The sequence below is a fragment of the Paractinoplanes hotanensis genome (assembly GCF_023717965.1).
Lineage (GTDB): Bacteria > Actinomycetota > Actinomycetes > Mycobacteriales > Micromonosporaceae > Actinoplanes > Actinoplanes polyasparticus.
Genome location: NZ_JAMQOL010000001.1, coordinates 176,536 through 199,273, shown reverse-complemented (window position 1 = coordinate 199,273; position 22,738 = coordinate 176,536). Strand labels below are relative to the sequence as shown.

The window sequence follows — 22,738 nt, the reverse complement described above, 5'->3', positions numbered from 1 at the left end:
GGCTTTAGTGAAACGCCGTTGCGTTAATGCCGCAACGGTGTTGTGTAAGGTGGAGGTGTGATGTCCGCTACCCGGGCCCGCAGCGCCGAGGCCAAGCAGCAACGTGAACGCGCGATCCTCGGCGCCGCCCGCACCCTGGCCACCGCCCGCAGCGTCCGCGAGGTGACGCTGACCGACGTGGCGGCCGAGGTCGGCATGCACAAGTCGGCGATGCTGCGCTACTTCGAGACGCGCGAGCAGATCTTCCTCGCGCTGGCCGCGGAGTGCTGGCGCGAGTGGACCGGCGACGTCCGGTCGTCCTGGGAATCGGCCCCGCCCGAGGCTGTGCTGGCCCGGTCGTTCGTGTCCCGGCCGCTGTTCTGCGATCTGCTCGCGCACATTCCGCTCAACCTCGAGCGCAATGTGTCGTTCGAGTCCGTCCGGGTCTACAAGCTGGCCTCGCTGGCTGCGGTCCGGGCGGTCGCCGGTGATCTGGGCAGCCGCGAGGGCTTGACCGAGCAGCAGGCGTACGACGTCGTAGCGACCGCGGCGGGCCTGGCCGGAGCTCTCTGGCAGATGGCCGCGCCGGGCACGCAGTTGCGGGAGTTCTACAAGTCCCAGCCCGAACTGGCCCACGCGGTCGTCGACGTCGAGCCCCGCCTGGCCCGCACGCTGGGCGCGCTGATCGCCGGCTTCAGATCTCCAACTGCCGCTCGATGATCCGCAGCCGGTGCCGCGCCATCGCCAGGTTGGCGCGATCCCGGTTCAGGGCGAGATAGAGGAACAGGCCGCCGCCGTCCGGAGCGGTGATCGGGCGGATCACATGATATTGCGAACCGAGCGTCACCAGAATGTCCTCGACGCCCTCGCGAAGGCCCAGCATCTCCAGCGTACGCATTTTGGCCCGTAGGACTTCCGTGTTGGCCGCCGCCGCGACAGAGACGTCGAAGCCGAAGCCGCCGCCCGCCGTGGCGAGCGCCATTCCGCTGCTCCAGTCCACGATCGCCACCGCGAGTGCGCCGTCCAGCTGCAGCGCGTCCTTGAGTGCCACGTCCATGTCGGCCATTCCGCGTGTGCTCCTTCCGTGGTCGTGGAACGAGCATGGCCGACGGCGGTGAATATCGATCGGACACACTGTGCGTCATGGACGCGAGCCCGGCTCCGAAGATAAGAACGACTACGCCGGGAATTGAAGACTTCTGCAATTCCACACCTGGACAATTGCTTATTGGTACGGCCCGTCCGGTGCCCCCTAAGGTGGTCGGCACGCGTTCGGAGTGGGGGAGATGCCGATGTCCGTGCCGCTCTATCAGGCGAAGGCCGAGATGTTCCGCACGCTGGGCCATCCCGTGCGCATCCGCGTGCTCGAACTGCTGCAGTCCGGCCCGCGCCCGGTCCGCGACCTGCTCGCCGAGATCGACGTCGAGCCGTCCAACCTCTCCCAGCAACTGGCCGTCCTGCGCCGCACCGGCGTCGTCGTCTCCTTCCGCGACGCCGGCCTGGTCATGTACGCGCTGAGCACCCCCGACGTCGCCGACCTGCTGGCCGCGGGCCGCCGCATCCTCAGCGCCGTCCTGACCGACCGCGACGGACTGCTGGCCGAGCTCCGGGCCCACTCACCCTCCGAATAGCCCGCACGCCCCGCCGCCTCGATCAAGGGATCACCGCGGCCCGATAGGGTTTCGCGCATGAGAACTGCGTTGGTCACCGGCGCCTCGTCCGGCATCGGCCTGGCCACGGCGATCGCGCTCGCCGCCCGCGGCTACCGGGTGCTCGGCACCAGCCGGCGCCCGGAAACCGTGGCGCCCCGGCCGGGTGTCGAGTATCTGCCGCTGGATCTCACCGAGCCCGAGTCGATCGAGGCGCTGGCCGAGCGCGTCAAGACCGTCGACATCCTGGTCAACAACGCCGGCGAGAGCCAGTCCGGGCCGTTCGAGGAGCTGCCGGGCGACGCGCTGCGCCGGCTGTTCCAGGTCAACGTCCTGGGTCCCGTACGGCTGACGCAGTTGACCCTGCCCGGCATGCGGGAGCGGGGGTACGGCCGCGTCGTGATGGTCGGTTCGATGCTCGCCTCGTTCCCGTTGGCCTACCGCTCGTCGTACGTCGCCACCAAGGCCGCCATCAAGGGCTTCAGCAACGGGGCAAGGCACGAGTTCTCCCCGTACGGCGTGTGGTTCACGACGGTCGAGCCGGGCGCCATCAGCACGGGCATCAGCGAGCGCCGCACCAGCTACATCGAGCCCGATTCGCCGCATCGCCGCGACTACGAGCGCATGCTGGCCGCCCTCAACCGCAACGAGGCCGCCGGCGCCTCGGCCGAGCGGGTCGCCGCCACGATCGTCGCCGCGATCGAGAAGGACAAGCCCCGCCAGCGCTACGCCGTGGGCAGCAACGCCGCGCTGGTCTTCCCGGCCCGCCGCCTGCTGCCCGTCTGGCTGGCCGAGAAGCTCACCCACCGCCGCCACGACCTGGCCCGCTGACCAAAGCCCGCCGCCGGCTCACGTACACCGGGCGCTGACCAAGGCCGGTTCGGCGGCTCACGCACCGTCGGCGTGGCTGGGCGTGCTGACCAGGTCGAGGCCGGGCGCCGGCTTGGCGAAGTAGTAGCCCTGGGCGTACTCGTAGCCGAGCGCCCGCAGGTAGGCCGCCTGTTCGGCGGTTTCGACACCCTCGGCCACCGCGCGCAGGCCCAGCCCGTTGCTGACGTGGATGAGGGCGTCGACGATGACGGCGCGGCCGCCCTCGGTGATCTCGTCGACGAACGACTTGTCGACCTTCAGCACGTCGACCGGGACGGTGCGCAGCAGGCCGAGCGACGAGTGGCCGGTGCCGAAGTCGTCCAGCGCGATCAGCACCCCGGCCCGGTGCAACGCCTCGACCGCCTCGATGGCCACGCCGCCGCCGAAGATGGCGGTCTCGGTCACCTCGGCCAGCAGCGCACTCGGTTCCAGGCTGTTCTCGGACAGGACGGCGCTCACCACGGCGGGGAAACCCGGTTCGCTCAGCTGCCGCGCCGACACGTTCACGCTGACGTAGGCCGGGGCGCGGTCGCCCAGCTCGCGCCGCCACGTCGCCAGTTGGGCGCAGGCCGTGCGCAGCACCCACTCGCCGAGCTCGACGATGAGGCCGTTGTCCTCGGCCACCGGGATGAAGCCGGCCGGGCTGACGAAACCGCGCAACGGGTGCGTCCAGCGCACGAGGGCCTCGACGGCGACCATACGACCGTCGGACAGTCCGACGATCGGTTGGTAGACCACGTGGAAGTCGCCGTCGGAGAGGCTGTGCCGCAGGTCGGCGCCGAGCCGCTCGGCCGCCTCGGCCCGCTCGTCCAGCTCGGCGCTGTAGACCACCAGCTGCCCGCCGGACTCCTTGGCCGCGTAGCGGGCGGTGTCGGCCCGGCGGACGAGTTCGATGGCGTTCTGTTCCGGTCCGGCCGACACGCCCAGGCGAGCGTTCAACAGCAGCTCGTGCTCGCCGGCGTGCACCGGGCGGCGCAGAAGTTCGGCGATCCGGGCCGCGACCGTGGCCGCCTCGCCGGGCCGGGTGTCGCGCACCAGCACGGCGAACTCGTCGGCGCCCATCCGCGCCACCAGGTCGTGGTCGCGCACGCTGTCGCGCAGCAGCTCGGACACGGCGACCAGCGCCTGGTCGCCCACGGCGCGGCCGAGCCGGTCGTTGATGTGCTTGAAGCCGGCCAGATCGAGCATCACCACCTGGCACGGGCCGTCCCCGGCGGCGCGGGACGCGAGCCGCTCGAACTGACGGCGGTTGGGCAGGCCGGTCAGGTCGTCGCGCTCGGCCTGGTCGCGGAGTTGCCGGGCCTGCCGGTCGACGCGGGCGATGTGACCGGACAGACGGCTCGCGACGAGCACGAACAGGGCCATCGAGCCGAACGCCGCAGTCAGCCAGAACTCGTGTTCGCCGCCGCTTCCGCGGTGGGCCAGCATGAGGACCGGAACGAGCAGCATCGAGCCGGTCAGCACGAGCAGCCGCCCGCGGCCGAGGTGGTCGCTCTGCGCCGCCGGGGGATCGTCGGCCGAGGGATGCAGGGCGGCGGCGGCCCAGAGGACGTACGCCAGCAGGTAGCTCGCCAGGACGGCCGAGCTGAATCGCGCCGAGAACTCCGGGAGCAGCGTGTAGACGGCGTTGGCGGCCAGGGTCAGCGTGCTGCCGATGGTCAGCAGCCACAGGCTGACCGTGCGGGGGCCGCGTTGCAGCAGCATGGGCACGATCACCGCGCACAGCAGCACGCCCGCGGTCGGATAGCCGGCCGTGACCGCTCGGACCAGCGGCGACAGGGAGCCGTCGGTGCGGATCGGGTCGATGACGACCGTCCAGTAGACGATGCCCACGCCCACCGTGATGATCGCGGAGTCGATGACGGTGCCGGCCCGGATGCGGCCGCGCTGGCGGGTGAGCAGGAACAGGGCCGCGACCAGCAACGGGTACGCGCTCAGATAGAAGGCGTCGGCCCACGACGGGTACGTCAGCACGCCGCGCATGGTGAGAGCGGCGAACACCAGGTCGCCGCCGGCCCAGACGGCCACGCCCGCCGCGAACAGGTACCAGGCGCCGGCGGAACGACCCCGGTGCCGCCGTGCTCCGGCCGTCATGACGGCGCAGGAGCCGATCGAGATCAGCGCCGAGAGGGCCACCGCCCACCACCCGTAGGGCAGCAGGGGATGGACGACGGCCGCGACGCTTCCGCAGGCCAGCCAGACGCCCCACCACGATCTCGGCACGACCTCCTTTCGGCCGCCGCGCCGGAAAAGTGAGCGGGTTGCGCTATCCGGCCAGCGTGCGCAGGAGCCCGATGATGCGGTCGGCCTCGTTCCCGTCGGTCGTCTCGCGCCCGGAACTGTCGGCGGTGCCCAGCGAAACGCCCACCGCGTCGCGGACGATCCGCTTGGCCGAGGCGTGCACGGCCGGGACGCCGGTGGCCACGATCTTCTCGACGACGCCGGGGTGCACACCGCCCCCGGCCATGATCTCGATGCGCCCGGCCGCGGCCGCCACCAGGCTCGCCAGCGCCGGCAGCGCGTCGGCGACCTGGGCGGCCCCGGCCGACGTCAGAATTCGCCGCACGCCGAGCCGCACAAGTTCGTCGAGCCCCGCGTACGGGTCGCCGACCGTGTCGAACGCGCGGTGGAACGTCACGTCAGCCCCACCCGCCGCTTCCACCACCCGCGCGGTGAGCTCGCTGTCGATCTTTCCCCCGCGTACGCCCCCCACGACCACCCCGGCCGCGCCGGCGCGCACCACATGGCGTACGTCGGAAAGGATCGTCGCCGCCTCGGCCGGGTCGTAGTCGAAACCGCCGGGCCGCGGCCGCACCAGCACGTGCACCGGCGGCATGCCCGGCGTGCCCACGGCCGCCTCGACGAACCCCAGCGACGGCGTCACCCCACCCAGCGGCAGCGCCGAACAGAGCTCGATCCGGTCCACCGGGAGCCGCGCCGCCACAGCCAGCCCGTGCGCATCCTGAACAGCCAGCTCAAAGGCAACCATCAGGCCGCGGTCCCCCGTTGTCTCAAGCGGTCACGAACCCCGGAAGTATCCCATCGACGCCGGTTCAACCGTGCAGCGGCTCGTTCTCCCGGGCGAGGCGATCGGGTTCCGCCGCCGTGCCGATCGCCGGACGAAACTCGGGGCGACCGGCGTATGCCCGGATGACCCGCGCCCGCTGTCGACGTTCCAGGCCGATATCGGCCTGCGGCGGCCCCCACGATGTCGAGCCCCCACGGATCGACCCGATTCACGATCGCGGAAGGCTGTCGTCCCCGGCGGCGCCGCGGAAAGCTGGCCGCATGGCGAGATACGTGCTCACCGGCGCCCCGGGTTCGGGAAAAACGGCCGTTCTGCGCCGGCTCGAGACCGCCGGGTTCGCGGTCGTCGAGGAGGCCGCCACCGACGTCATCGCGCTGCAGCAGGCGCTGGGCGTCGAGGAACCGTGGGAGGCCCCGGCCTTCATCGAGCGCATTGTGGAACTCCAGCGCCGGCGGCAGCTGAGCACCCGCGACGGCATCACCTTCTTCGACCGATCACCCGTGTGCACGCTGGCGTTGAGCCGCTTCCTCGGTGTCGATCCGCCGACGGAGCTGCTCGCCGAGCTCGGCCGGATGCGGGTGGAGCGTGTGTACGAGCCGGCCGTGTTCCTCGTCCGCAACCAGGGCTTCGTCCGGCCGACGGCCGCTCGTCGCATCACTTTCGAGGAGTCCCTGGCCTTCGAGCGGGTCCACGAACAGGCCTACCGGGAGGCGGGCTTCACGATCGTCGACGTGCCCGCCGGACCGCTGGAGGCTCGCGCAGCCCTCGTTCAGGACGCCGTCACCTAAGGTGGGCGAATGGGCGAACTGCCGATCATCGCTGTGGCCAGTGGCAAGGGTGGCGTCGGGAAGACGAGTGTCGCGGTGGCGCTGGGGCGGCAGCTGGCTCGCAGCGGGCGCAGAGCCGGACTCGTCGATGCTGACATCGCCGGGCCCGATGTGCCGCGCATGCTGGGTATCCGGCGGGATGTGCCGGCCGGGTCGGTGACGCTGGCGCGGTGGACGCGGGGCGGGCGTGACGCGGGGCTGGAAGCGGTCGAGGTGGACGGGCTCAAGGTGGCCTCGGCCGGGTTTCTGCTGGCCGGGAATCAGGGGCTCGCGCTCGGCACGGATCTGAGCGATCTCATGCTCGGCCGGCTTCTCAACGAGACGAACTGGGGCGACGTCGAGGTGCTGGTGGTTGATCTGCCGCCCGGCGCCAGCTTCACGCAGCAGGGCGTGCTGTCCGGCGCCGGGCGGGTGGGGACGATCCTGGTGGTGACGCCGGCCGAGGTGTCGCATCTGGACACCGGGCGGACGATCGAGGTGCTGCGTTCGGTGCGGACTCCGGTGCTGGGCGGGGTCGAGAACATGGCGTACTTCGCCTGTCCGGGCTGTGGCGAGCGGACCGAGTTGCACACGCCCGCGCCCGAGGAGCGCACCATCTGGGCCGCCGGCGTCGGACGGCTGGCGCGGCTGCCGTTCCGGCCCGGCGGGGCGATCGGCGAGGCCGATCTGGCCCCCGTCCTCGCGGCTGTGGAAGCGCACATCGGTTAGTCGTTGCGGGCGGCCTCCGGGCCGGTGATCTGGCGCAGCAGGGGCAGGGTCAGGCTGATGACGGCGAGGGAGGCCGCGATGCCGCCCAGCACGGTCGCGTAGAACGACAGGGCCGGTGGGTGCAGCGAGATCTCCAACTGCGCGCGCAGGAACAGATGCGCCGCGAGCAGCCCGGCGCCCAGGGCCACCGCGGACGCAGCCAGCAGCGGGGTCACGCTTTCCCAGGCCACCACGCGGCGCAGCGTGCGCAGAGGGACGCCGGCCAGGCGGAGCATGCTGAACGGGCGCTTGCGCTCGCTCAAGCCGGCGGCGACGCCCACCGCCAGGCTGCACCCGGCGATGGCCAGGCCGGCCAGCACGACCACGTCGGCCAGGCGTTGCCAGCCGTCGAAGGTGCGCGTGGACTCGGCGTTCCATTCGGCGTCGGTGTACGGCGAATACATCATGGGATGGGCGAGGGCGAGCGTGGTGCGGGCGCGCTCGATCGCGGCCCGGGAGCCGTCGGTGTACGTCACGATCGAGTCGACCGCGAGGCTGGGCAGGCGGTCGGCGGGAACGCCGGCCGTGGGCCAGACGCCGTTCCAGCCGTCGGGGCCCCTCAGGCCGTTGTAGACCCACGCCGTCGTCGCGCCGGGCGCGCATCGGCCGTTCGTGGCCATGACGGCCAGGTCGGCGCAGGACGCCAGCGCCGTGGGCCAGCCCCACTCGCCGAGCGGCTGCCTCGGCGGCGGCTGGTCGGCCGGCGGGCGCCGGGTCACGGCGATTTCCCGTACGCCCGATTGGCTCTTCAGGGCGGCCGGCACCGGATCGCCGGTCGGGGCGGGCAGGCCGTCGCGGAAGATGGTGTGCAGCACGGAGCTTTCGACGCTGCCGATGGCAGCCATTTCTTTCGCCTTGTCCGCGTTCAGGGACCCCATGACGCCGACCGCGACCGTCATGACGAACAGCGCGATCACGAGGCCGCTGACCGAGCGGAAGCCGGCCTGGGGGTGGCCGGCCAGACGGCGGGCCGCGATCAGCCCGGCGGTACCGTTCGCGCGGCGGGCGACGATGCGGGCGGCGGCCATGGTGAGCCAGGGCCCGGCCACCACCAGACCGATCATCACGATGAGGATGCCGGACAGGTAGGCCACGATCTGACCGTCCGTCGTGGATGGCCGGCGGCCCACGAAGTACGAGAGCTCGGCCAGACCGGCGACCAGCGGCACGACGCGCCAGGCGCGCGGCGGACGGGCGGCGGCCCGGCGGGCTATGCCCAGCGGCGACACCCGTACGCGCCGAAGCGCGACCAGAGCAGCCACAGCGGCCAGCAGGGGGACGCCGAAGGCGACGCCGAGCGCCAGCGGCGGGCTGAGCGCCAGGTCGGCCGGGAACATGGGCGCCCCGGTGAACGGGAGCGCGGCCAGCGCGTCGCGGAAGACGAGGAACAGGACGAGACCGGCGGCGGTACCGGCGATCGCGGAGACCATGGCTTCCACGGCCGCGACGACGCCGACCTGCCCAGGCGTCGCGCCGACCAGGCGCATCGCCGCGAAGCGCTGCTCGCGGCGGGTGGCGGCGAGACGCGTGGTGGTGCCGACCAGGATGACCAACGGGAAGATGAGCGCGGCGGCCACCACGCCCAGCACCAGCTGCAGCCCGGAGGTGGGTATGCCCGCCCAGCAACCGCCGGGGCAGTCGGCCGGCGCGACCGTCGCGATCGTGCCGACCCGCCGCACGCCGGGGCGCTGGGACAGTTCGGCGGGCGAGTAGCCGACCACGGCGACCAGCGAGTCGGGCGAGGGCAGGGCCTCGTCGCCGATGGCGCCGGCGAAGCGGCCGGGGTAGCGGTCGGCCAGTTCGGCCGGGGGAATGGTTGCGATCAGCTCGGCCAGGGCCGGGGACGCGAAGTATTCGCCGGGGCCGGGTAGCCGGGGCAGACCCGGTGGCACGGGCGATTGCGGGCCGGTGGCGGCCAGGTCGACCCGGCCGACGGTCCGCGCGTCGAAGCCGTCGATCCGCAGCTGCCACCACAGCGGGTCGGCGCCGGCCTCGATGGTCGAGTTGGCCCAGCCGTAGCGGTCGTTCTGGCTGGCGACCCCGCCCAGCCCGGCCAGCGCGGCCACCAGCATGCCGACCCCGAGCGCCATCGCGACCGCGATGACCGCGAGTCGTACCAGCGCCTCACGACCCCCCGCCAGCGTGAGACGCAGCCCGAAGCGGATCATGCGACGGGCTCCGCGGTGAGCGCCAGCACCCGGCCGTCGCGCACGACAACTTCGCGGTCCGCGTACGCGGCCACGCGGGGCTCGTGCGTCACGAGCACCACCGCCGTGCCCGCCTCGCGCGCCGCGCCGACCAGCAGATCCATGACCTGCTCGCCGGTGAGCGAGTCGAGCGCGCCGGTGGGCTCGTCGGCGAACAGCACCCGCGGGCGGGCGACGAGACCGCGGGCCAGCGCGACCCGTTGGGCCTGGCCGCCGGAGAGCTCGCCCGAGGTGCGGCCGGCCAGCCCGTCGAGGCCCAGCCGGTCGAGCCAGACCCGGGCCTGGGCGGTCGCCTTCGACCGCCGCACGCCCGAGAGCAGGAGGGGAAGCGCGACGTTCTCTTCGGCGCTCAGCTCGGGGACCAACTGTCCGAACTGGAACACGAAGCCGAATCGGTCGCGGCGCAGGGCGCTGCGGCCGGTCTCCCCGAGCCGGTCGATGCGTTGCCCGTCGAAGTGAACCTCGCCGGAATCGGGCACGAGAATGCCGGCCAGGCAGTGCAGCAGGGTGGACTTGCCGGAGCCGCTGGGCCCCATGACGGCGAGGATCTCGCCCTCGGCCAGCCGCAGATCGGCGCCGCGCAGGGCCGGGGTGCGGCCGAACGAGAGGTGGACGTCGCGGGCCTCGAGAATCGTCATTGCCGGACCTCCCGGGCGAGGGCGTCGAGGCGGGCCGCGGTCAGGTCGATCCAGCGCAGATCGGCCTCGATGTGGAACATGGCGTGGTCGGCGAGGAGCGAGTCGACGAGGTTGCCGGAGCGCTTGACCGTGGTCAGCTCGCGCATGCGCCGCATGTGGGCGGCGCGCTGGGTGTCGAGGTAGTGCTCGGCCGGGCGGCCCAGCAGCAGCGACAGGGTCACCTTGGCGAACAGCACCGTCTGCAGGTGGGGCTCCGGGGCGACCGGTTCGGTGAGCCAGGCGTCGACCTCGGTCGCCCCGGAATCGGTGATGACGTAACGCTTGCGGTCGGGGCCGGCGCCCGCCTCGGGGTCGCTGATCACGACCTTGCCGTCGCGGGCGAGCCGGCTCAGCGTCGAATAGACCTGGCCGAAGGAGAGGGGCTTGTCGCGCCCGAAGAACGCGTCGTAGTCGCGTTTGAGGTCGTAGCCATGGCTGGGCTCACGTTCGAGCAGCCCGAGAAGGGTCAGCGGCACCGTCATGCGTCCGACTATACGCCGAAAGTATACGCCCAGATAATACCCGCGGCCGACACGTCTCAGACGTGTTCCAGAGCCGGCCGGGGCAGGCGACGTGCCAGGCCGGCGGGGAGCCACCAGGCGCGGGCGCCGAACAGGTGCATGGCGGCCGGGAGCAGCAGGCAGCGAATGACGACGGCGTCGATGAGGACCGCGGTGGCCAGGCCCAGCCCGAATTGCTGCAGCATGCGATCGGGCGAGAGCAGGAAGGCGCCGAAGACGACGACCATGATGGCGGCCGCAGCGGTGACCACGCGGGCCGTGGTGGCCAGGCCCTCGCGGACGGCGGTGGCCGCGTCCCGGCTGCGCTCCCACTCCTCGTGCATGCGGGCCAGCAGGAAGACCTCGTAGTCCATGGACAGGCCGAAGACGATGGCGAAGATCATGACCGGCACGTACGCCTCGATCGGGCCGGGCGGCACCCCGAAGGCGCCGCGCTGGAAGACCAGCACCACGATGCCCATGGCCGCGCCGACGCTGAGCAGATTGAGCACCGCCGCCTTGAGCGGGATCAGCAACGACCGGAACAGGATCAGCAGCAACAGGGCCGACAGTCCGACCACGACCGCCACGAACACCGGCAGGCGCTCGGACAGGGCGGCCGAGACGTCGACGACAGCTGCGGTCGGCCCGCCGATCAGGGCGGCGCCGCCCAGCGACTCCCGCAGCGTGGCGACCAGGTCGGATGTCGCCTCGTCCTGCGGCGCCGACGCCGGGATGGCGATCAGCGTGGCCACATCGCTTCCCGGCGCCCGCATCGGCGCCGTCACCGACGCGACACCGGGTGTTCCCGCGACCGTCCGGCGGACGGACTGCGCCTGTGGATCGGCGCCCGGCACCACGACCACGAGCGGACCGTTGACGCCCGGCCCGAAGCCCTGCGCCAGCAGGTCGTAGGCCCGGGTGCTGGTCTTGCCCGGGTCGTCGGTTCCGGCGTCGGCGAAGCCCAGCCGCATGTCCAGCACGGGAACCGTCAGGGCGGCCAGCGCGAGGAACGGCAGCACGACGGCCGGCCAGGGACGTCGGGCCACCGCGTCGCTCCAGCGGCGCCACCACTGTCCCTCCGTGCGGCGACGCCTGGCCGCAGCGCGTTCCAGCCGGGCGCCGAAGAGCCCGAGCAGCGCGGGCAGGAGCACCAGGGCGGCCAGCATCGTCACCAGCACCGTGACGGCCAGGGCGACCGCCACGCCCTGCAGCGCCCCCAGACCCAGCAGGACGAGGCCGAGCAGGGCGATGATGACGGTCGTGCCGGCGAAGAAGACTGTCCGGCCGGCCGTGTCCAGGGCCGTCCGCGCCGCCGTCACCCGGTCGGCGCCGTCGGCCAGCTCACCGCGGAAGCGCGAGAAGACGAGCAGCGCGTAGTCGATGCCGACCCCGAGCCCGACCAGAATCAGCAGCGGCGTGGTGAAGTCGGCGACCGTGGCGACGTGGGAGGCGAGCGTGACCAGCCCGATGGCGGTGCCGACGGCGAACAGCGCGATGATGATCGGCAGGCTGGCGGCGAGCAGCGACCCGAACAGCAGGACGAGGATCACCAGCGCGGCCAGCAGCCCGGCGCCCTCGGCGGCGCCGCCCTCCGCCTCCTCGGCGGCTCGAGCGGCCTCGCCGCCGACCTCGACGGTACGGCCGGGGCTGCCGGCCGCCCGGGCAGTGTCGATGATGCGGCGGGTGGCCTCGACGGGCATGGACTCGGCCGGGACGTCCAGCGTGACCGTCACGTACGCGACGGCGCCGTCACGGGACACGGTCGGCTCCGTGACACCCGTGACGTGCGGAAGGCCGCTCACCCCGGTCGGCGCCCCGAGGCCGGCGAGGCCGGCGGGGTCGCGGTACACGATCTGCAGGGTGCCGCCGGCGCGGTTGGGCGCCCGCTCGGCCAGCAGGTCCTGCGCCCGCTGGGATTCAGCGCCGGGCAGCGTGAAGTCGTTGCGGAAGTCGCTTCCGGCGAGGCGGGCGCCGGTGGTGACCCCGGCCAGGATCAGCACCCACAGCAGCAGCGCCGTCCAGCGGTGCCGGTCGGACCAGCCGGCCAGTCGTACGAACATCGATTCCTCCCCGAAGGCGTGCCCCAGCAACGGGAAGTGACGCTAGGCGGGCCGGTGACCGCGGCGAATCGCTCGGTGGTGGTGTTCGCGCGTACCCCCTCGGGGGGATCCGGCGCGCCGCCGGCCCTCGTACGCTGGCCGGGTGAGGGTCAGGACTGGGGCACGCGGCCGGACCGTGGCCGACGCCGCCGTGGCGGTCGCCGCCGGCGTCTTCACGATCGGGATGCTGCGCGAGGGCGGCCTGGGCGCGGCCGAACCCGGCTATCGCGAGCTCGATGCTTTTGGCGTCGTGCTGGCCGCGGCGTCGGTTTCCCCGCTCCTGGTCGCGCGCCGGTTCCCGGGGGTCGCCTGGGCCGTGGTCGCGGCCGGCACGCTGGCACTGCTCGTGTTCGACTACGGGCTCGACGTGCCGCCCGGCGCGCTGATCGCGACCTACCTGCTGGCCGAGGCGGTGGGCGGCGACCGGCGGCGAAGACTGGCGGCGGCCGTAGCGGTGGCGGCCTTCGTGCCGGCGGCCATGACGGTGATGGTCCTCGAGCGCCAGCCGTTGCTGAGCATGTCGTCCGGGCTGTTCGCCTGGGTGGCCATGTTCGCGCTGGTCTGGATCGCCGGCGACCGCAGCCACCTGCGCCGCCAGCGCATCGCCGAACTCGAGGAGCACGCCCGGCTGCGCGAGCAGGACCTGGCGGCGCAACGCCGCCTGGCCGCGAGCGAGGAGCGCATCCGGATCGCCCGCGAGCTGCACGACTCGGCCGGCCACGCGATCAACGTGATCCTGGTGCAGGCCGGCGCGGCCCGGCTGCTGCACCGGCGGGACGCCGGCCGGTCGCTGCGTGCCATCGAGACGATCGAGGAGGTCGCGCACGGCACGGTCACGGACATCGACCGTCTCGTCCGGGCCCTGCGCGAGGGCGACGAGCCGGCCGGTCCGGCGCCGGCCGACACGGTCGCGCTGGAGGAGTTGGTCGACCGGCACCGGGCGAGCGGTCTGGACGTGTCGGCGACCTTCCACGGCGCCCGGCGGGGCCTACCCAGCGGCGTGGCCTGGGCCGCCTACCGCATCCTGCAGGAGGCGCTGACCAACGCCGCCCGGCACGGCTCGGGCACGGCCGACGTCCGGATGTCGTACGGGCCGGCCGCCGTCGACATCGAGGTGAGCAATCCGGTCGGCGTGCGGCGGCGTTCCGGGGGCGGCCTCGGGATCGTGGGCATGCGGGAAAGGGCGGCCCTGCTCGACGGCACGCTGGAGGCGGCAGCTGGTGAGGCCGGCACGTTCCGGCTGAGCGCCCGGTTGCCGTACGCGGCGGGGACATGACGACGGTCCTGATCGTCGACGACGACGACCTCATGCGGGCCGGGCTGCGGGCCGTGCTCTCCAGCGACGACAGCATCACGGTGGTCGGCGAGGCAGCCGACGGTCACGAGGCGGTGGCACTGGCCCGCGAGTTCGCGCCGCAGGTCGTGCTCATGGACGTCCGGATGCCGCACCGCGACGGCATCGCCGCCACCGCCGAGCTGAGCGAGGCCGTCCCCGCGGCGCGCGTGCTGATGCTGACCACCTTCGAGGACGACGATTACGTCTTCGGCGCGCTGGCCGCGGGGGCGTCCGGCTTCATGCTCAAGCGCACCCGCCCCGAGCGCCTGATCGAGGCTGTCCACACGATCGCCGCCGGCGAGTCGCTGCTGTCCCCGTCGGTGACCCGTACGGTCATCAACCGGATGGCCGCCGCCGTGCCCCCGGACCCGGCCGTCGCCCGGCGCCTGCGCACCCTGACCGCCCGCGAACGGGACGTCCTCGAGCTGGTCGCGCGTGGCCTCTCGAACGCCGAGATCGCCGCGTCCCTGTTCGTCGAGGAGTCCACGGTCAAGACCCACATGAAGCGCCTGCTCGGCAAGCTCGGCCTGCGGGACCGCGTCCAGGCCGTGATCGTCGCCTACGAGTCCGGTCTGCTCAGACCAGGGACAGCCAGACCCGCATCGTCGACGGGCCGCGGGAGGCCCAGTCGTGGTACGGGCGAAGCGTGACCGACGTCTTCTCGAAGGGCGGTGCATCGTGTGGTCCAGGACGCGAAGTCGGTCAGCGGGCCTGGACTTCTTCTTCCAGACGGCCTGAACGCAGCGGCAGCAGGGTGTCAGCCAGGTCGATGATGCGCTGGTCGTGGGTGGCCACCAGCGCCAGAGTGCCGTCGGTCACCGCAGTCGTCAGCGCGGAGAGGACCAGCGCCACGTGTTCGTCGTCCTGGTGGGCGGTGGGCTCGTCGAGCAGGGCCACGGCCGGGCTCAGCACGAGGGTGCGAGCCAGGGCCGTGCGCTGCTGCTCGCCCAGGGAAGTGTCGTGCGCGGGGCGGGTGGCCAGGGCGTCGAGGCCGAGGCGGGCCAGCAGCTCGGGGTCGGGGGTGCGGCCGCGCAGACTGGCCGGCAGGTGGGCGTTCTCGGCGACCGTCAGCTCGGGGGCCAGGGCCGGGCGCTGGGGGAGCAGGGACACCTGCGCCCAGTCGTGCACCGAGGTTGCCGGCTTGCCGCCGACCGTGACCTCGCCCCGGGACGGCGCCATGATGCCGGCGACCAGGTGCAGCAGGGTTGATTTGCCCGACCCGGAGCGGCCCGCCAGCACGGTCAGCCGAGCCGGGGGCAGGGCCAGGCTGACCTCGCTGACCACGGCGGTCGCGCCGCGCAGGTGAGTCACCGCGTTCAGTCTGACGAGGTCTGTGGTCACCCACCCATCCTTCCCGACCAGGCGCGCCGGCGCCGCCCCCACCCGGCGCGCGTTTCGGGTGCGGGTGACGGTGCGTGTTCAGCGGAGCGGCACGCGGCTCCAGTCGGTGTCGGAGGCCAGGTAGAAGCCGGGGTACGACGGCTGGTTGTACGTCGTCTGCTGGCGGGCCACCTCGGCGCGGTACTGGGGGTCGTCCATCAGGGTGTAGAGCTTGTGCCCGGTCGGTTCGGTGCTGACGTAGATGCGTACGGCCGAACTGTCTGTCGTGCGGACCAGCAGCTCCTCGCGCCAGTCGCCGAGGATGTCGGCGATCAGTCCGGCGTTGCCCTTGGTGCCGTTGTTCGTCCGGGCGCCCTCGGCGGTCAGCAGTGTGCCCCGGCGCCAGTCGTCGATCGTCGGGGTGACGTCGCCGGCTCCGTTGACGATCTGGGTGGTCAGGTCGGCCGACCAGCGAATGCTCTGGTTGGTGCCGGGGACGGCTCCGGGCAGCACCTGGCCCTGCGCCGTGTACAGGCCCGAGGCCTCGGTGCCGCCGGGGAGGCTGGCCCAGGACTCGATGCCGGGAGTGTCCGGCAGAACGTCGCCGATCATGCCGCGGCCGGTGTCCCGGCCCGAGTAGGCGCCGAACAAGACCTCGCCGGTCCGGGCGTCGCGCATGGCCATGCCGTACGGGGCCGAGGCGCCGTTCTCGTGCACGGTGAAGATTTCCAGGCCGGGGCGGCCCGGATCGATGTCGGTGACGTGCATGGCGTCGCCGTGGCCGAGGCGGACGCGCCGGCCGGGGTCGGCGCTGCCCTCGGGGAGCACGCCGGTCGACGAGTAGAGCAGGCTGCCGTCGTCGTCGATGGTGGCTGCGCCGTACACGACCTCCTGCTGGCCGTCGCCGTCGACGTCGGCCGCGCTGAGCGAGTGGAAGCCCTGCGTGGTCAGCTTTCCGTACACGGGATCGGCGCCGTCGCGGCCGTGCGGGCTGTCGTTGAACGGGTTCGTCATGGGCGCCCAGCCGCTGTCGACATACCAGTTCTCGACCAGGTGACGGCCGTTCCACCGGTACGCGACCAGCGTCGACCGGGTGTAGTAGCCGCGCGCGAACACAGCCGACGGGTGGCGTCCGTCGAGGTAGGCGACGCCCGCGAGGAAACGGTCGACGCGGTTGGCCGGTTCGATCCGGGGCATCGCGTAGTCGCCCCAGCGGAGCCCGTCGTCGTCGCGGCCGGGCTTGTAGCGCACCGTTTCCAGCTCGCGGCCGGTGGCGCCCTCGAAGACGGTCAGATACTCGGGTCCGTCGACGATGAAGCCCTGGAACGCCCGCAGTGCGTTGCGCGGGCTGCGGGCGGGCGCGTACACGTCGATGAAGTAGTCGGCCAGTTCCTCGGCGCTGCGGCCGGCGGGCGTCAGACCGAGGGCCTCGCCGACCGTGGCCGGCCAGTGTCCCGCCACCACTTCGGGGTGAGCGGCCCAGCCACGGAACATCCTGACGAGGTGCTCGTAGTAGCCGGCCGCGCTGAGCCGGTAGTCGTCGGTGTTGCGGTAGCCGCGGGCCAGGTCGGCCCTCGGCAGGGTGATGTGACGATTCTGTCCATTGCGGATTGTCCGGGTGCCGGGCGCGGTCTTCATCATGATCTCGGCCCGGCCGTCGCCGTCGAAGTCGTACACCAGGAACTGGGTGTAGTGGGCCCCGGCCCGGATGTTCACGCCGAGGTCGATCCGGTGCCGCAGGGTCCCGTCCAGCTCGTACGTGTCGACGTACACCGGCCCCGTGTAGCCGACCTGGGACACGTCCTTGGAGTTCGACGGATCCCACTTCACGACGTACTCGTTCTGCCCGTCACCGTCCACGTCGCCCACGCTCATGTCGTTGGCCGAATACGTGTACGCCTCCCCGGCCGGCGTCACGCCGTCGGCCGGCTTGCGCAACGGTAGGTCGAAGTAGTTCGTGGCGCTGGTCGCGGCGGGGTCGCTGCGCCTCCCGCCGACGGCTGCCACCTGGTAGCGGGAGGTCGTGCTGCCACCCGCGTCCAAATAGTTGGTGCTGTCGGTGACGGTGGCGATCCGTCTGCCGTCCCGGAACACATGGAAGTTCGTGCCGGTCAGTCCGGTGGTGCTGTGCCCGGTGGCCTCGCGCTTGAACAGCCGCCAGCTGAGGAAGGCGCCCTCACTGGTTCCGGCCACGACCAGCCCGCGGTCCGCCTCGGGCCGGGGCGAAGCTACCGCGGCGGCCGGAGTGGCGAACAGAGTCAACGTCGTCGTGACAGCCAGAATCGATCGCACGGCAAGCCCTCCACGCTGGTGGATGTCCCGAGGTAAGCGCTTGCCTGAGTGTGCATCGACGCCTATGGATGGTCAATGGGCTGAGGGCGATGCATCGAATCGGGCGCCGAGAGAGAAGGCGGAGGGGTCGCGTCAGCTTCCGGCTGGCGGCGGCGACACCGGGACCGAGGGGCCAGGGCGGGAGCGCCACGCGCCCACGGCCATGTCGGCCAGCAGGAAAGCCGCGAGGGGGATGCCGAACATCGGCACCACCCAGCCGAGGGCGATCACGGCCGGGACGCCGACGGCGATGGCCCACGGCGGCAGCTTCTGCCAGGCGCCGCGCTCGACCGGGGGAGCACCCACCAGCGCGCGGCGGCCCGTGCGGGTCGGGCGGCGCTGCCACCACATGCGGTAGCCCCAGACGATGACGGTGAGGAGACCGATGGCGAGCAGGGCGAGCAGGATCTGGTTGGGGACGCCGAACAGCATGCCCATGTGGGCGCTCACGCCGAGGCTGGTGAGCTGGGCCAGCAGGGGATAGTCGGCGAAGTCGCTGCGGTCGACCACGGTGCTGCTCGCGGCGTCGACGGCGATGCTGTCCTTGCGTACGGGGAACTCGGAGTCGTTCTGGGTCACGGTCCAGGCCGTGGCCGCATCGGCGGGCACGCTCAGCTCGATCGGCCCGTCGAGGCCGTTGTCGCGGGCGATCTTGACCACCGAGTCGGCGGTGGCCGGGTCGAACGCCACCGCCCCCGAGGCGCCGCCGTGGTGGTCGCCGCTGGGCGCGTCGACGCCGGTGGTGAGCGACGGCGTGCGCGAGTCGAGCGCGTCCAGGGCCGCGCCGAAGTTCTCGCCCGCGTAACGCGACCAGGTCAGTCCGGTGGCGGCGAGGAACAGCAGGCCCACAGTCAGCCACACACCGGTCGCGGCGTGGAAGCTGCGGGTGCGGCGCACGCCCTTGCGGGCCGACAGGTCAGGGGCGAGAAGCCTTTTCGCCGTACGGTTGCCGCGCTGCCGCCGCCACCAGAGCGCCAGCCCGCCGAGCGCGATGATCGCCAGCCAGCTGGCCGCGAACTCGGAGTAGTGCCGGCCGAGGTCGCCCAGCTGCAGGTTGCGATGGAAGTCGTCGAACCACGTCTTCAGCGGGGTGTAGGTGAACCAGGTGGTGAGCTGCCCCTTCACCTCGGCCGTGTACGGGTCGACGTAGACCGTGTGCTGCCGGTCGTCGGTCAGCGACTCCACATTGAAGTCGACCTGCGTGGTGCCGTCCCCCTCGCCGGGCCGGATCGTCGCGATCTCGCCGTCGGGGTGGGCCTGCCGGGCCGCCGCCACCTGCTCGGCCAGCGGGCGCGGTGTGCCGTCCGTGCTCGCGACGGTCAGCTCGTTGCTGTAGACGAGGCTGTCGAGCTGAGGAGTCAGTGTGTAGGCGAGACCGGTGAGCGCGGCCACGAACAGGAACGGCGCTACGAAGATGCCCGCGTAGAAGTGCAGGCGTAACAGCAGCGCGCCGAAGCCGCTGGATCTCCGCTCCGGCCGGGGGACGGGCGCGGGCTTGACCTGAGTTTCGGGGACGGCGGACATGGGCTCCTCGTTCCGGGGGTCCACGACGACATGGGGGATGGTGCCGTCTGTGTGGTCGTCCTCCGGCCCGGGATAGTTCCCAGCGATTCCTCAGGAGGGAAACGCCGTGCAGGTAGCAGGTGTGAGCGCCGACCGGGCTGCCCGGGCCGCGGGGCGATGCGGGTCATGGGCGTACCGCGTCCGGCCGGCACATGCGGCAGGCTGAGCTGAACGGGTAGCAGGAAGACGGCGCCCGAGACCCCGACCGGCGTGGTGACGAGGGCGATCAGCAATCCGGCGGCGAACCCGTCCAGCAGATCGACGCCTCACCGGCCGAGCGTGACCGGGGCGGCGGGTATCCCGGACGTGAGCAGGGCGGTCAGCGGCGTGGCGAGGTCACGCGGCGAGAACAGGTCAGGTCCGGTGTAATCGATGATCTCGGCGAGCCGCCACCACCGGAAGGCGTCGAGGTGCTCGTCGGCGGCGAGCTGGTCGTCGGTGAACTCGCCTCGAGGCTCGAAGTGGGTCGCGCGGACGAGGAAGTAGTCGTTGACGATGCCGTCGAGGCCGGGCGGGTGATCCGCGCCCACGATCACCTGATGCCAGACGTGCGGCGGATCGACGGTGGTGACCAGGCCGGTTTCCTCTCGCAGCTCACGGCGCAGCGCGGAAGGCCCGTCCTCGCCCGGTTCCACGCCGCCACCCGGAGCGGCCCAGACGGCGTGTGCTCCGTTCGGTACCGCCGGGTGGGGCGGGATGAACCGGCACAGCAGGACGCGGTCGTCGTCGTCGAGGATGATCGCGCGGGCGGAGGTTCGGAGGTTCAGCGGCATGGCGGATTCCCGGGCATGATCGACACGAGACGCAGGGTAACGGGTGACACGCCCGCCACAGCATGTGGTGTTGTGCGTGGGGGCCGTCCTCCATATATGGTGACTCCCGCAGCTGGTTCGATCATCGCTGGGCGGTGATCGAGGCAAGAGGGAACCCGGTGGAAATCCGGGACTGCCCCGCAGCGGTGAGTGGGAACGACCGCCGTCACACAGCACTGGGCGTCTTGAACGACGCCTGGGAAGCGACGGCCAGTAGGCCTGGTGCAGTGCGCCCACGAGTCCGAAGACCTGCCAGCGCACCGTACGCCACTGTGGCGTGCGGTGGACGAAGGCCGCGCGGGACGGCCGACGCCATTCGTACGGCCGCACCAGGCCGTCGGCGTCCCCTGCGTGCCTTCACCACGGGTGCAAGGGGGGAACGCGAGAATGACGGTCACGCAGGACACGACCGCGGTGCCGGAGCAACGACGGCACGGCATGCAGGTGCGCAAGCGCAACGGCGACCTGGAGACGGTCGACGTCAACAAGATCGTCAAAGCCGTCGAGCGGTGGGTGGCCGACCTCGACGAGGTGGATCCGCTGCGGGTGGCGACCAAGACGATCAGCGGGCTCTACGACGGCGCGACGACCGCGGAGCTCGACAAGCTCTCCATCCAGACGTCGGCCGAGCTGATCGGCGAGGAGCCGCAGTACTCGAAGCTGGCCGCGCGGCTGCTCGCGGCCTACGTCGACAAGGAGGTCCGCCTCCAGGGTGTGCACAGTTTCAGTCAATCGATCAGAAACGCGCACTCACTGGGGCTGATCGGCGACGAAACGGCCGGCTTCGTCGAGCGAAACGCGCGAAAGCTGGACGACGCGATCGATGTGGACGGCGACCTGCGGTTCGAGTACTTCGGGCTGCGTACGGTGGCCGACCGCTACCTGCTGCGCCACCCCCAGGAGCGCACGGTCGTCGAGACCCCGCAGTACTTCCTGCTGCGGGTGGCGTGCGGGCTGTCCGAGACGCCGTCCGAGGCCATCGGGTTCTACCGGCTGATGTCGTCGCTGGCCTATCTGCCCAGCTCACCGACGCTGTTCAACTCGGGCACCCGGCACACCCAGATGTCGTCGTGCTTCCTCGTCGACTCGCCGCGCGACGAGCTCGACTCCATCTACGAGCGCTACCACCAGGTCGCGAAGCTGTCCAAGTTCTCGGGCGGCATCGGCATCGCGTGGTCGCGCGTCCGGGGTCGTGGCGCGCTCATCCGGGGCACGAACGGCAGGTCCAACGGCATCGTCCCGTTCCTCAAGACCCTCGACGCGGGCGTCGCCGCGGTCAACCAGGGCGGCCGGCGCAAGGGCGCGGCCTGCGTTTATCTCGAGCCGTGGCACCCGGACGTCGAGGAGTTCCTGGAGCTGCGCGACAACACCGGCGAGGAGTCGCGCCGCACCCACAACCTCAACCTGGCCAACTGGATCCCGGACGAGTTCATGCGCCGGGTCGAGGCCGACGGCGAGTGGTCGCTGATCGACCCGTCCGACGCGCCCGAGCTGCCCGACCTGTTCGGCGAGGCGTTCGACGAGGCCTACCGGGCGGCCGAGAAGAAGGCGGTCAAGAAGGTCAAGGCCCGCGACCTGTACGGGCGGATGATGCGCACACTCGCGCAGACCGGCAACGGCTGGATGACGTTCAAGGACCGCTCGAACGCGTTGTCCAACCAGACCGGCGCCCCGGGCAACACCATCCACCTGTCCAACCTGTGCACCGAGATCCTCGAGGTGAACAGCGACGACGAGACGGCGGTGTGCAACCTCGGCTCGATCAACCTCGGCGCTCACGTGACCGGCGGCGGCGTCGACTGGGAGAAGTTGCGCGCCACGGTGCGGACCGCGGTGGTGTTCCTGGACCGGGTCATCGACATCAACTACTACCCGTCCGAGCAGGCCGCGAAGTCGAACCCACGTTGGCGGCCGATCGGGCTCGGGCTGATGGGGCTGCAGGACGCGTTCTTCCAACTGCGGCTTCCGTTCGACTCGGCCCAAGCCCAGGAACTGTCCACGCGCGTACAAGAAGAGATCTTTCTGACCGCGCTGGAGGTGTCGGCCGATCTGGCCGAGCAGTTCGGACCGCACCCGGCCTTCGCCGAGACCCGCGCCGCGGGCGGTGACCTGCACCCGGACCTGTGGGGAGCGACGCCCGCGCAGACCGAACGGTGGACGAACGTGCGCGAACGCGCACGGACGAGCGGTCTGCGCAACTCGCTGCTGGTGGCGATCGCGCCGACGGCCACCATCGCCTCGATCGCCGGGTGTTACGAGTGCATCGAGCCGCAGGTGTCCAACCTCTTCAAGCGCGAGACCATGTCCGGCGAGTTCCTGCAGATCAACACGTATCTCGTACGGGAGTTGAAGGCCCGCGGCCTGTGGACGGCCTCGATCCGGGAGCAGATCAAGCGGGCCGAGGGTTCCGTCCAGGGCATCGCCGAACTGCCGGCCGAGGTGCGCGAACTGTTCCGTACGGCCTGGGAGTTGCCGCAGAAGGCCCTGATCGAGCTGGCCGCCGCCCGGGCGCCCTACATCGATCAGTCGCAGTCGCTCAACCTGTTCCTGAGCGCGCCGACCATCGGCAAGCTCTCCTCGATGTACCTGTACGCCTGGAAGGCCGGGTTGAAGACGTCGTACTACCTGCGCTCGCGCCCCGCGACGCGCATCCAGCAGGCGACCGTCTCCGTCGCGGCAGCCACGACGCCGCTCGCCGCGCTTCCCGTCGTCTCCGACGAGGAAGCCCTTGCCTGCTCCCTGGAAAACCCCGAGTCATGTGAGGCCTGCCAGTGACCACCACCCCCGTAC

18 protein-coding genes, 2 pseudogenes and 1 riboswitch are annotated in these 22,738 nt (G+C 71.7%); of the genes and pseudogenes, 8 read left to right on the top strand and 12 right to left on the bottom strand.

The window, feature by feature from the left end; genetic code table 11:
- The first annotated feature begins 60 nt into the window (after positions 1 to 60).
- Positions 61 to 699: a TetR/AcrR family transcriptional regulator gene (locus tag LXN57_RS00945; protein ID WP_251795906.1), complete on the top strand. Its 639-nt coding sequence runs from the start codon at positions 61 to 63 to the stop codon at positions 697 to 699.
- Here the strand turns inward: LXN57_RS00945 and LXN57_RS00940 are convergent.
- A complete protein-coding gene (locus tag LXN57_RS00940) occupies positions 674 to 1,045 on the bottom strand; it encodes a hypothetical protein (protein ID WP_251795905.1) in 372 nt (123 codons plus the stop codon). The genes LXN57_RS00945 and LXN57_RS00940 overlap by 26 nt on opposite strands.
- A gap of 226 nt (positions 1,046 to 1,271) precedes the next feature.
- Between LXN57_RS00940 and LXN57_RS00935 the strand changes: the two genes are divergently transcribed.
- Both LXN57_RS00935 and LXN57_RS00930 read left to right on the top strand, forming a co-directional pair.
- Entirely contained in the window at positions 1,272 to 1,610 is a 339-nt protein-coding gene (locus tag LXN57_RS00935; protein WP_251795904.1) for an ArsR/SmtB family transcription factor, read from the top strand.
- A gap of 57 nt (positions 1,611 to 1,667) precedes the next feature.
- The gene (locus LXN57_RS00930; protein ID WP_251795903.1) at positions 1,668 to 2,459 is read left to right on the top strand and encodes an SDR family oxidoreductase; all 792 of its coding nucleotides are present in this window, start codon (positions 1,668 to 1,670) and stop codon (positions 2,457 to 2,459) included.
- A 57-nt stretch (positions 2,460 to 2,516) separates the two neighbouring features.
- On the opposite strand, the gene LXN57_RS00925 is transcribed toward LXN57_RS00930, so the two are convergent.
- The gene (locus LXN57_RS00925) at positions 2,517 to 4,721 is read right to left on the bottom strand and encodes a putative bifunctional diguanylate cyclase/phosphodiesterase (protein ID WP_251795902.1); all 2,205 of its coding nucleotides are present in this window, start codon (positions 4,719 to 4,721) and stop codon (positions 2,517 to 2,519) included.
- 43 nt (positions 4,722 to 4,764) lie between these two features.
- Positions 4,765 to 5,487: a copper homeostasis protein CutC gene (locus LXN57_RS00920; RefSeq protein ID WP_251795901.1), complete on the bottom strand. Its 723-nt coding sequence runs from the start codon at positions 5,485 to 5,487 to the stop codon at positions 4,765 to 4,767.
- A gap of 299 nt (positions 5,488 to 5,786) precedes the next feature.
- On the opposite strand from LXN57_RS00920, the gene LXN57_RS00915 reads away from it, so the two are divergent.
- Complete coding sequence (locus LXN57_RS00915) at positions 5,787 to 6,314, top strand: AAA family ATPase (RefSeq protein WP_251795900.1); 528 nt, start codon at positions 5,787 to 5,789, stop codon at positions 6,312 to 6,314.
- Between the two features lie 9 nt (positions 6,315 to 6,323).
- A complete protein-coding gene (locus LXN57_RS00910; RefSeq protein ID WP_251795899.1) occupies positions 6,324 to 7,061 on the top strand; it encodes a P-loop NTPase in 738 nt (245 codons plus the stop codon).
- Here the strand turns inward: LXN57_RS00910 and LXN57_RS00905 are convergent.
- The 4 genes from LXN57_RS00905 to LXN57_RS00890 are packed head-to-tail and all read right to left on the bottom strand — an operon-like array spanning position 7,058 to position 12,547.
- Positions 7,058 to 9,268: an FtsX-like permease family protein gene (locus LXN57_RS00905; RefSeq protein ID WP_251795898.1), complete on the bottom strand. Its 2,211-nt coding sequence runs from the start codon at positions 9,266 to 9,268 to the stop codon at positions 7,058 to 7,060. The two genes, LXN57_RS00910 and LXN57_RS00905, sit on opposite strands and share 4 nt — an antisense overlap.
- Positions 9,265 to 9,945, bottom strand: coding sequence for an ABC transporter ATP-binding protein (locus LXN57_RS00900; protein WP_251795897.1), 681 nt, complete (start codon positions 9,943 to 9,945; stop codon positions 9,265 to 9,267). Before LXN57_RS00900 ends, LXN57_RS00905 begins: the two co-directional genes overlap by 4 nt.
- The gene (locus LXN57_RS00895; protein WP_251795896.1) at positions 9,942 to 10,466 is read right to left on the bottom strand and encodes a PadR family transcriptional regulator; all 525 of its coding nucleotides are present in this window, start codon (positions 10,464 to 10,466) and stop codon (positions 9,942 to 9,944) included. Before LXN57_RS00895 ends, LXN57_RS00900 begins: the two co-directional genes overlap by 4 nt.
- A 56-nt stretch (positions 10,467 to 10,522) precedes the next feature.
- Positions 10,523 to 12,547: an MMPL family transporter gene (locus LXN57_RS00890; protein ID WP_251795895.1), complete on the bottom strand. Its 2,025-nt coding sequence runs from the start codon at positions 12,545 to 12,547 to the stop codon at positions 10,523 to 10,525.
- A 142-nt stretch (positions 12,548 to 12,689) separates the two neighbouring features.
- Between LXN57_RS00890 and LXN57_RS00885 the strand changes: the two genes are divergently transcribed.
- Both LXN57_RS00885 and LXN57_RS00880 read left to right on the top strand, forming a co-directional pair.
- Entirely contained in the window at positions 12,690 to 13,862 is a 1,173-nt protein-coding gene (locus tag LXN57_RS00885) for a sensor histidine kinase (RefSeq protein WP_251795894.1), read from the top strand.
- Positions 13,859 to 14,515: pseudogene (locus tag LXN57_RS00880) on the top strand (response regulator); the annotation flags it as partial. The gene LXN57_RS00885 and the pseudogene LXN57_RS00880, both read left to right, overlap by 4 nt.
- Here LXN57_RS00880 and LXN57_RS48275 read toward each other — a convergent pair.
- From LXN57_RS48275 to LXN57_RS00860, 5 genes and pseudogenes are all read right to left on the bottom strand, one after another.
- A pseudogene (locus LXN57_RS48275) lies at positions 14,499 to 14,549 on the bottom strand (hypothetical protein); the annotation flags it as partial. The pseudogenes LXN57_RS00880 and LXN57_RS48275 overlap by 17 nt on opposite strands.
- 75 nt (positions 14,550 to 14,624) lie before the next feature.
- Positions 14,625 to 15,263: an ABC transporter ATP-binding protein gene (locus tag LXN57_RS00875; RefSeq protein WP_251795892.1), complete on the bottom strand. Its 639-nt coding sequence runs from the start codon at positions 15,261 to 15,263 to the stop codon at positions 14,625 to 14,627.
- Between the two features lie 78 nt (positions 15,264 to 15,341).
- Complete coding sequence (locus LXN57_RS00870) at positions 15,342 to 17,534, bottom strand: rhamnogalacturonan lyase (protein WP_438872810.1); 2,193 nt, start codon at positions 17,532 to 17,534, stop codon at positions 15,342 to 15,344.
- A 132-nt stretch (positions 17,535 to 17,666) separates the two neighbouring features.
- Positions 17,667 to 19,097: a PepSY-associated TM helix domain-containing protein gene (locus tag LXN57_RS00865; RefSeq protein ID WP_251795891.1), complete on the bottom strand. Its 1,431-nt coding sequence runs from the start codon at positions 19,095 to 19,097 to the stop codon at positions 17,667 to 17,669.
- A gap of 305 nt (positions 19,098 to 19,402) precedes the next feature.
- Positions 19,403 to 19,909, bottom strand: a complete 507-nt coding sequence (locus tag LXN57_RS00860; RefSeq protein ID WP_251795890.1) for an NUDIX hydrolase — start codon at positions 19,907 to 19,909, stop codon at positions 19,403 to 19,405.
- Between the two features lie 96 nt (positions 19,910 to 20,005).
- A riboswitch (cobalamin riboswitch) is annotated at positions 20,006 to 20,219 on the top strand.
- Between the two features lie 116 nt (positions 20,220 to 20,335).
- Here LXN57_RS00860 and LXN57_RS00855 point away from each other — a divergent pair.
- Complete coding sequence (locus tag LXN57_RS00855) at positions 20,336 to 22,723, top strand: ribonucleoside-diphosphate reductase subunit alpha (protein ID WP_251795889.1); 2,388 nt, start codon at positions 20,336 to 20,338, stop codon at positions 22,721 to 22,723.
- The last annotated feature ends 15 nt before the right edge of the window (positions 22,724 to 22,738 follow it).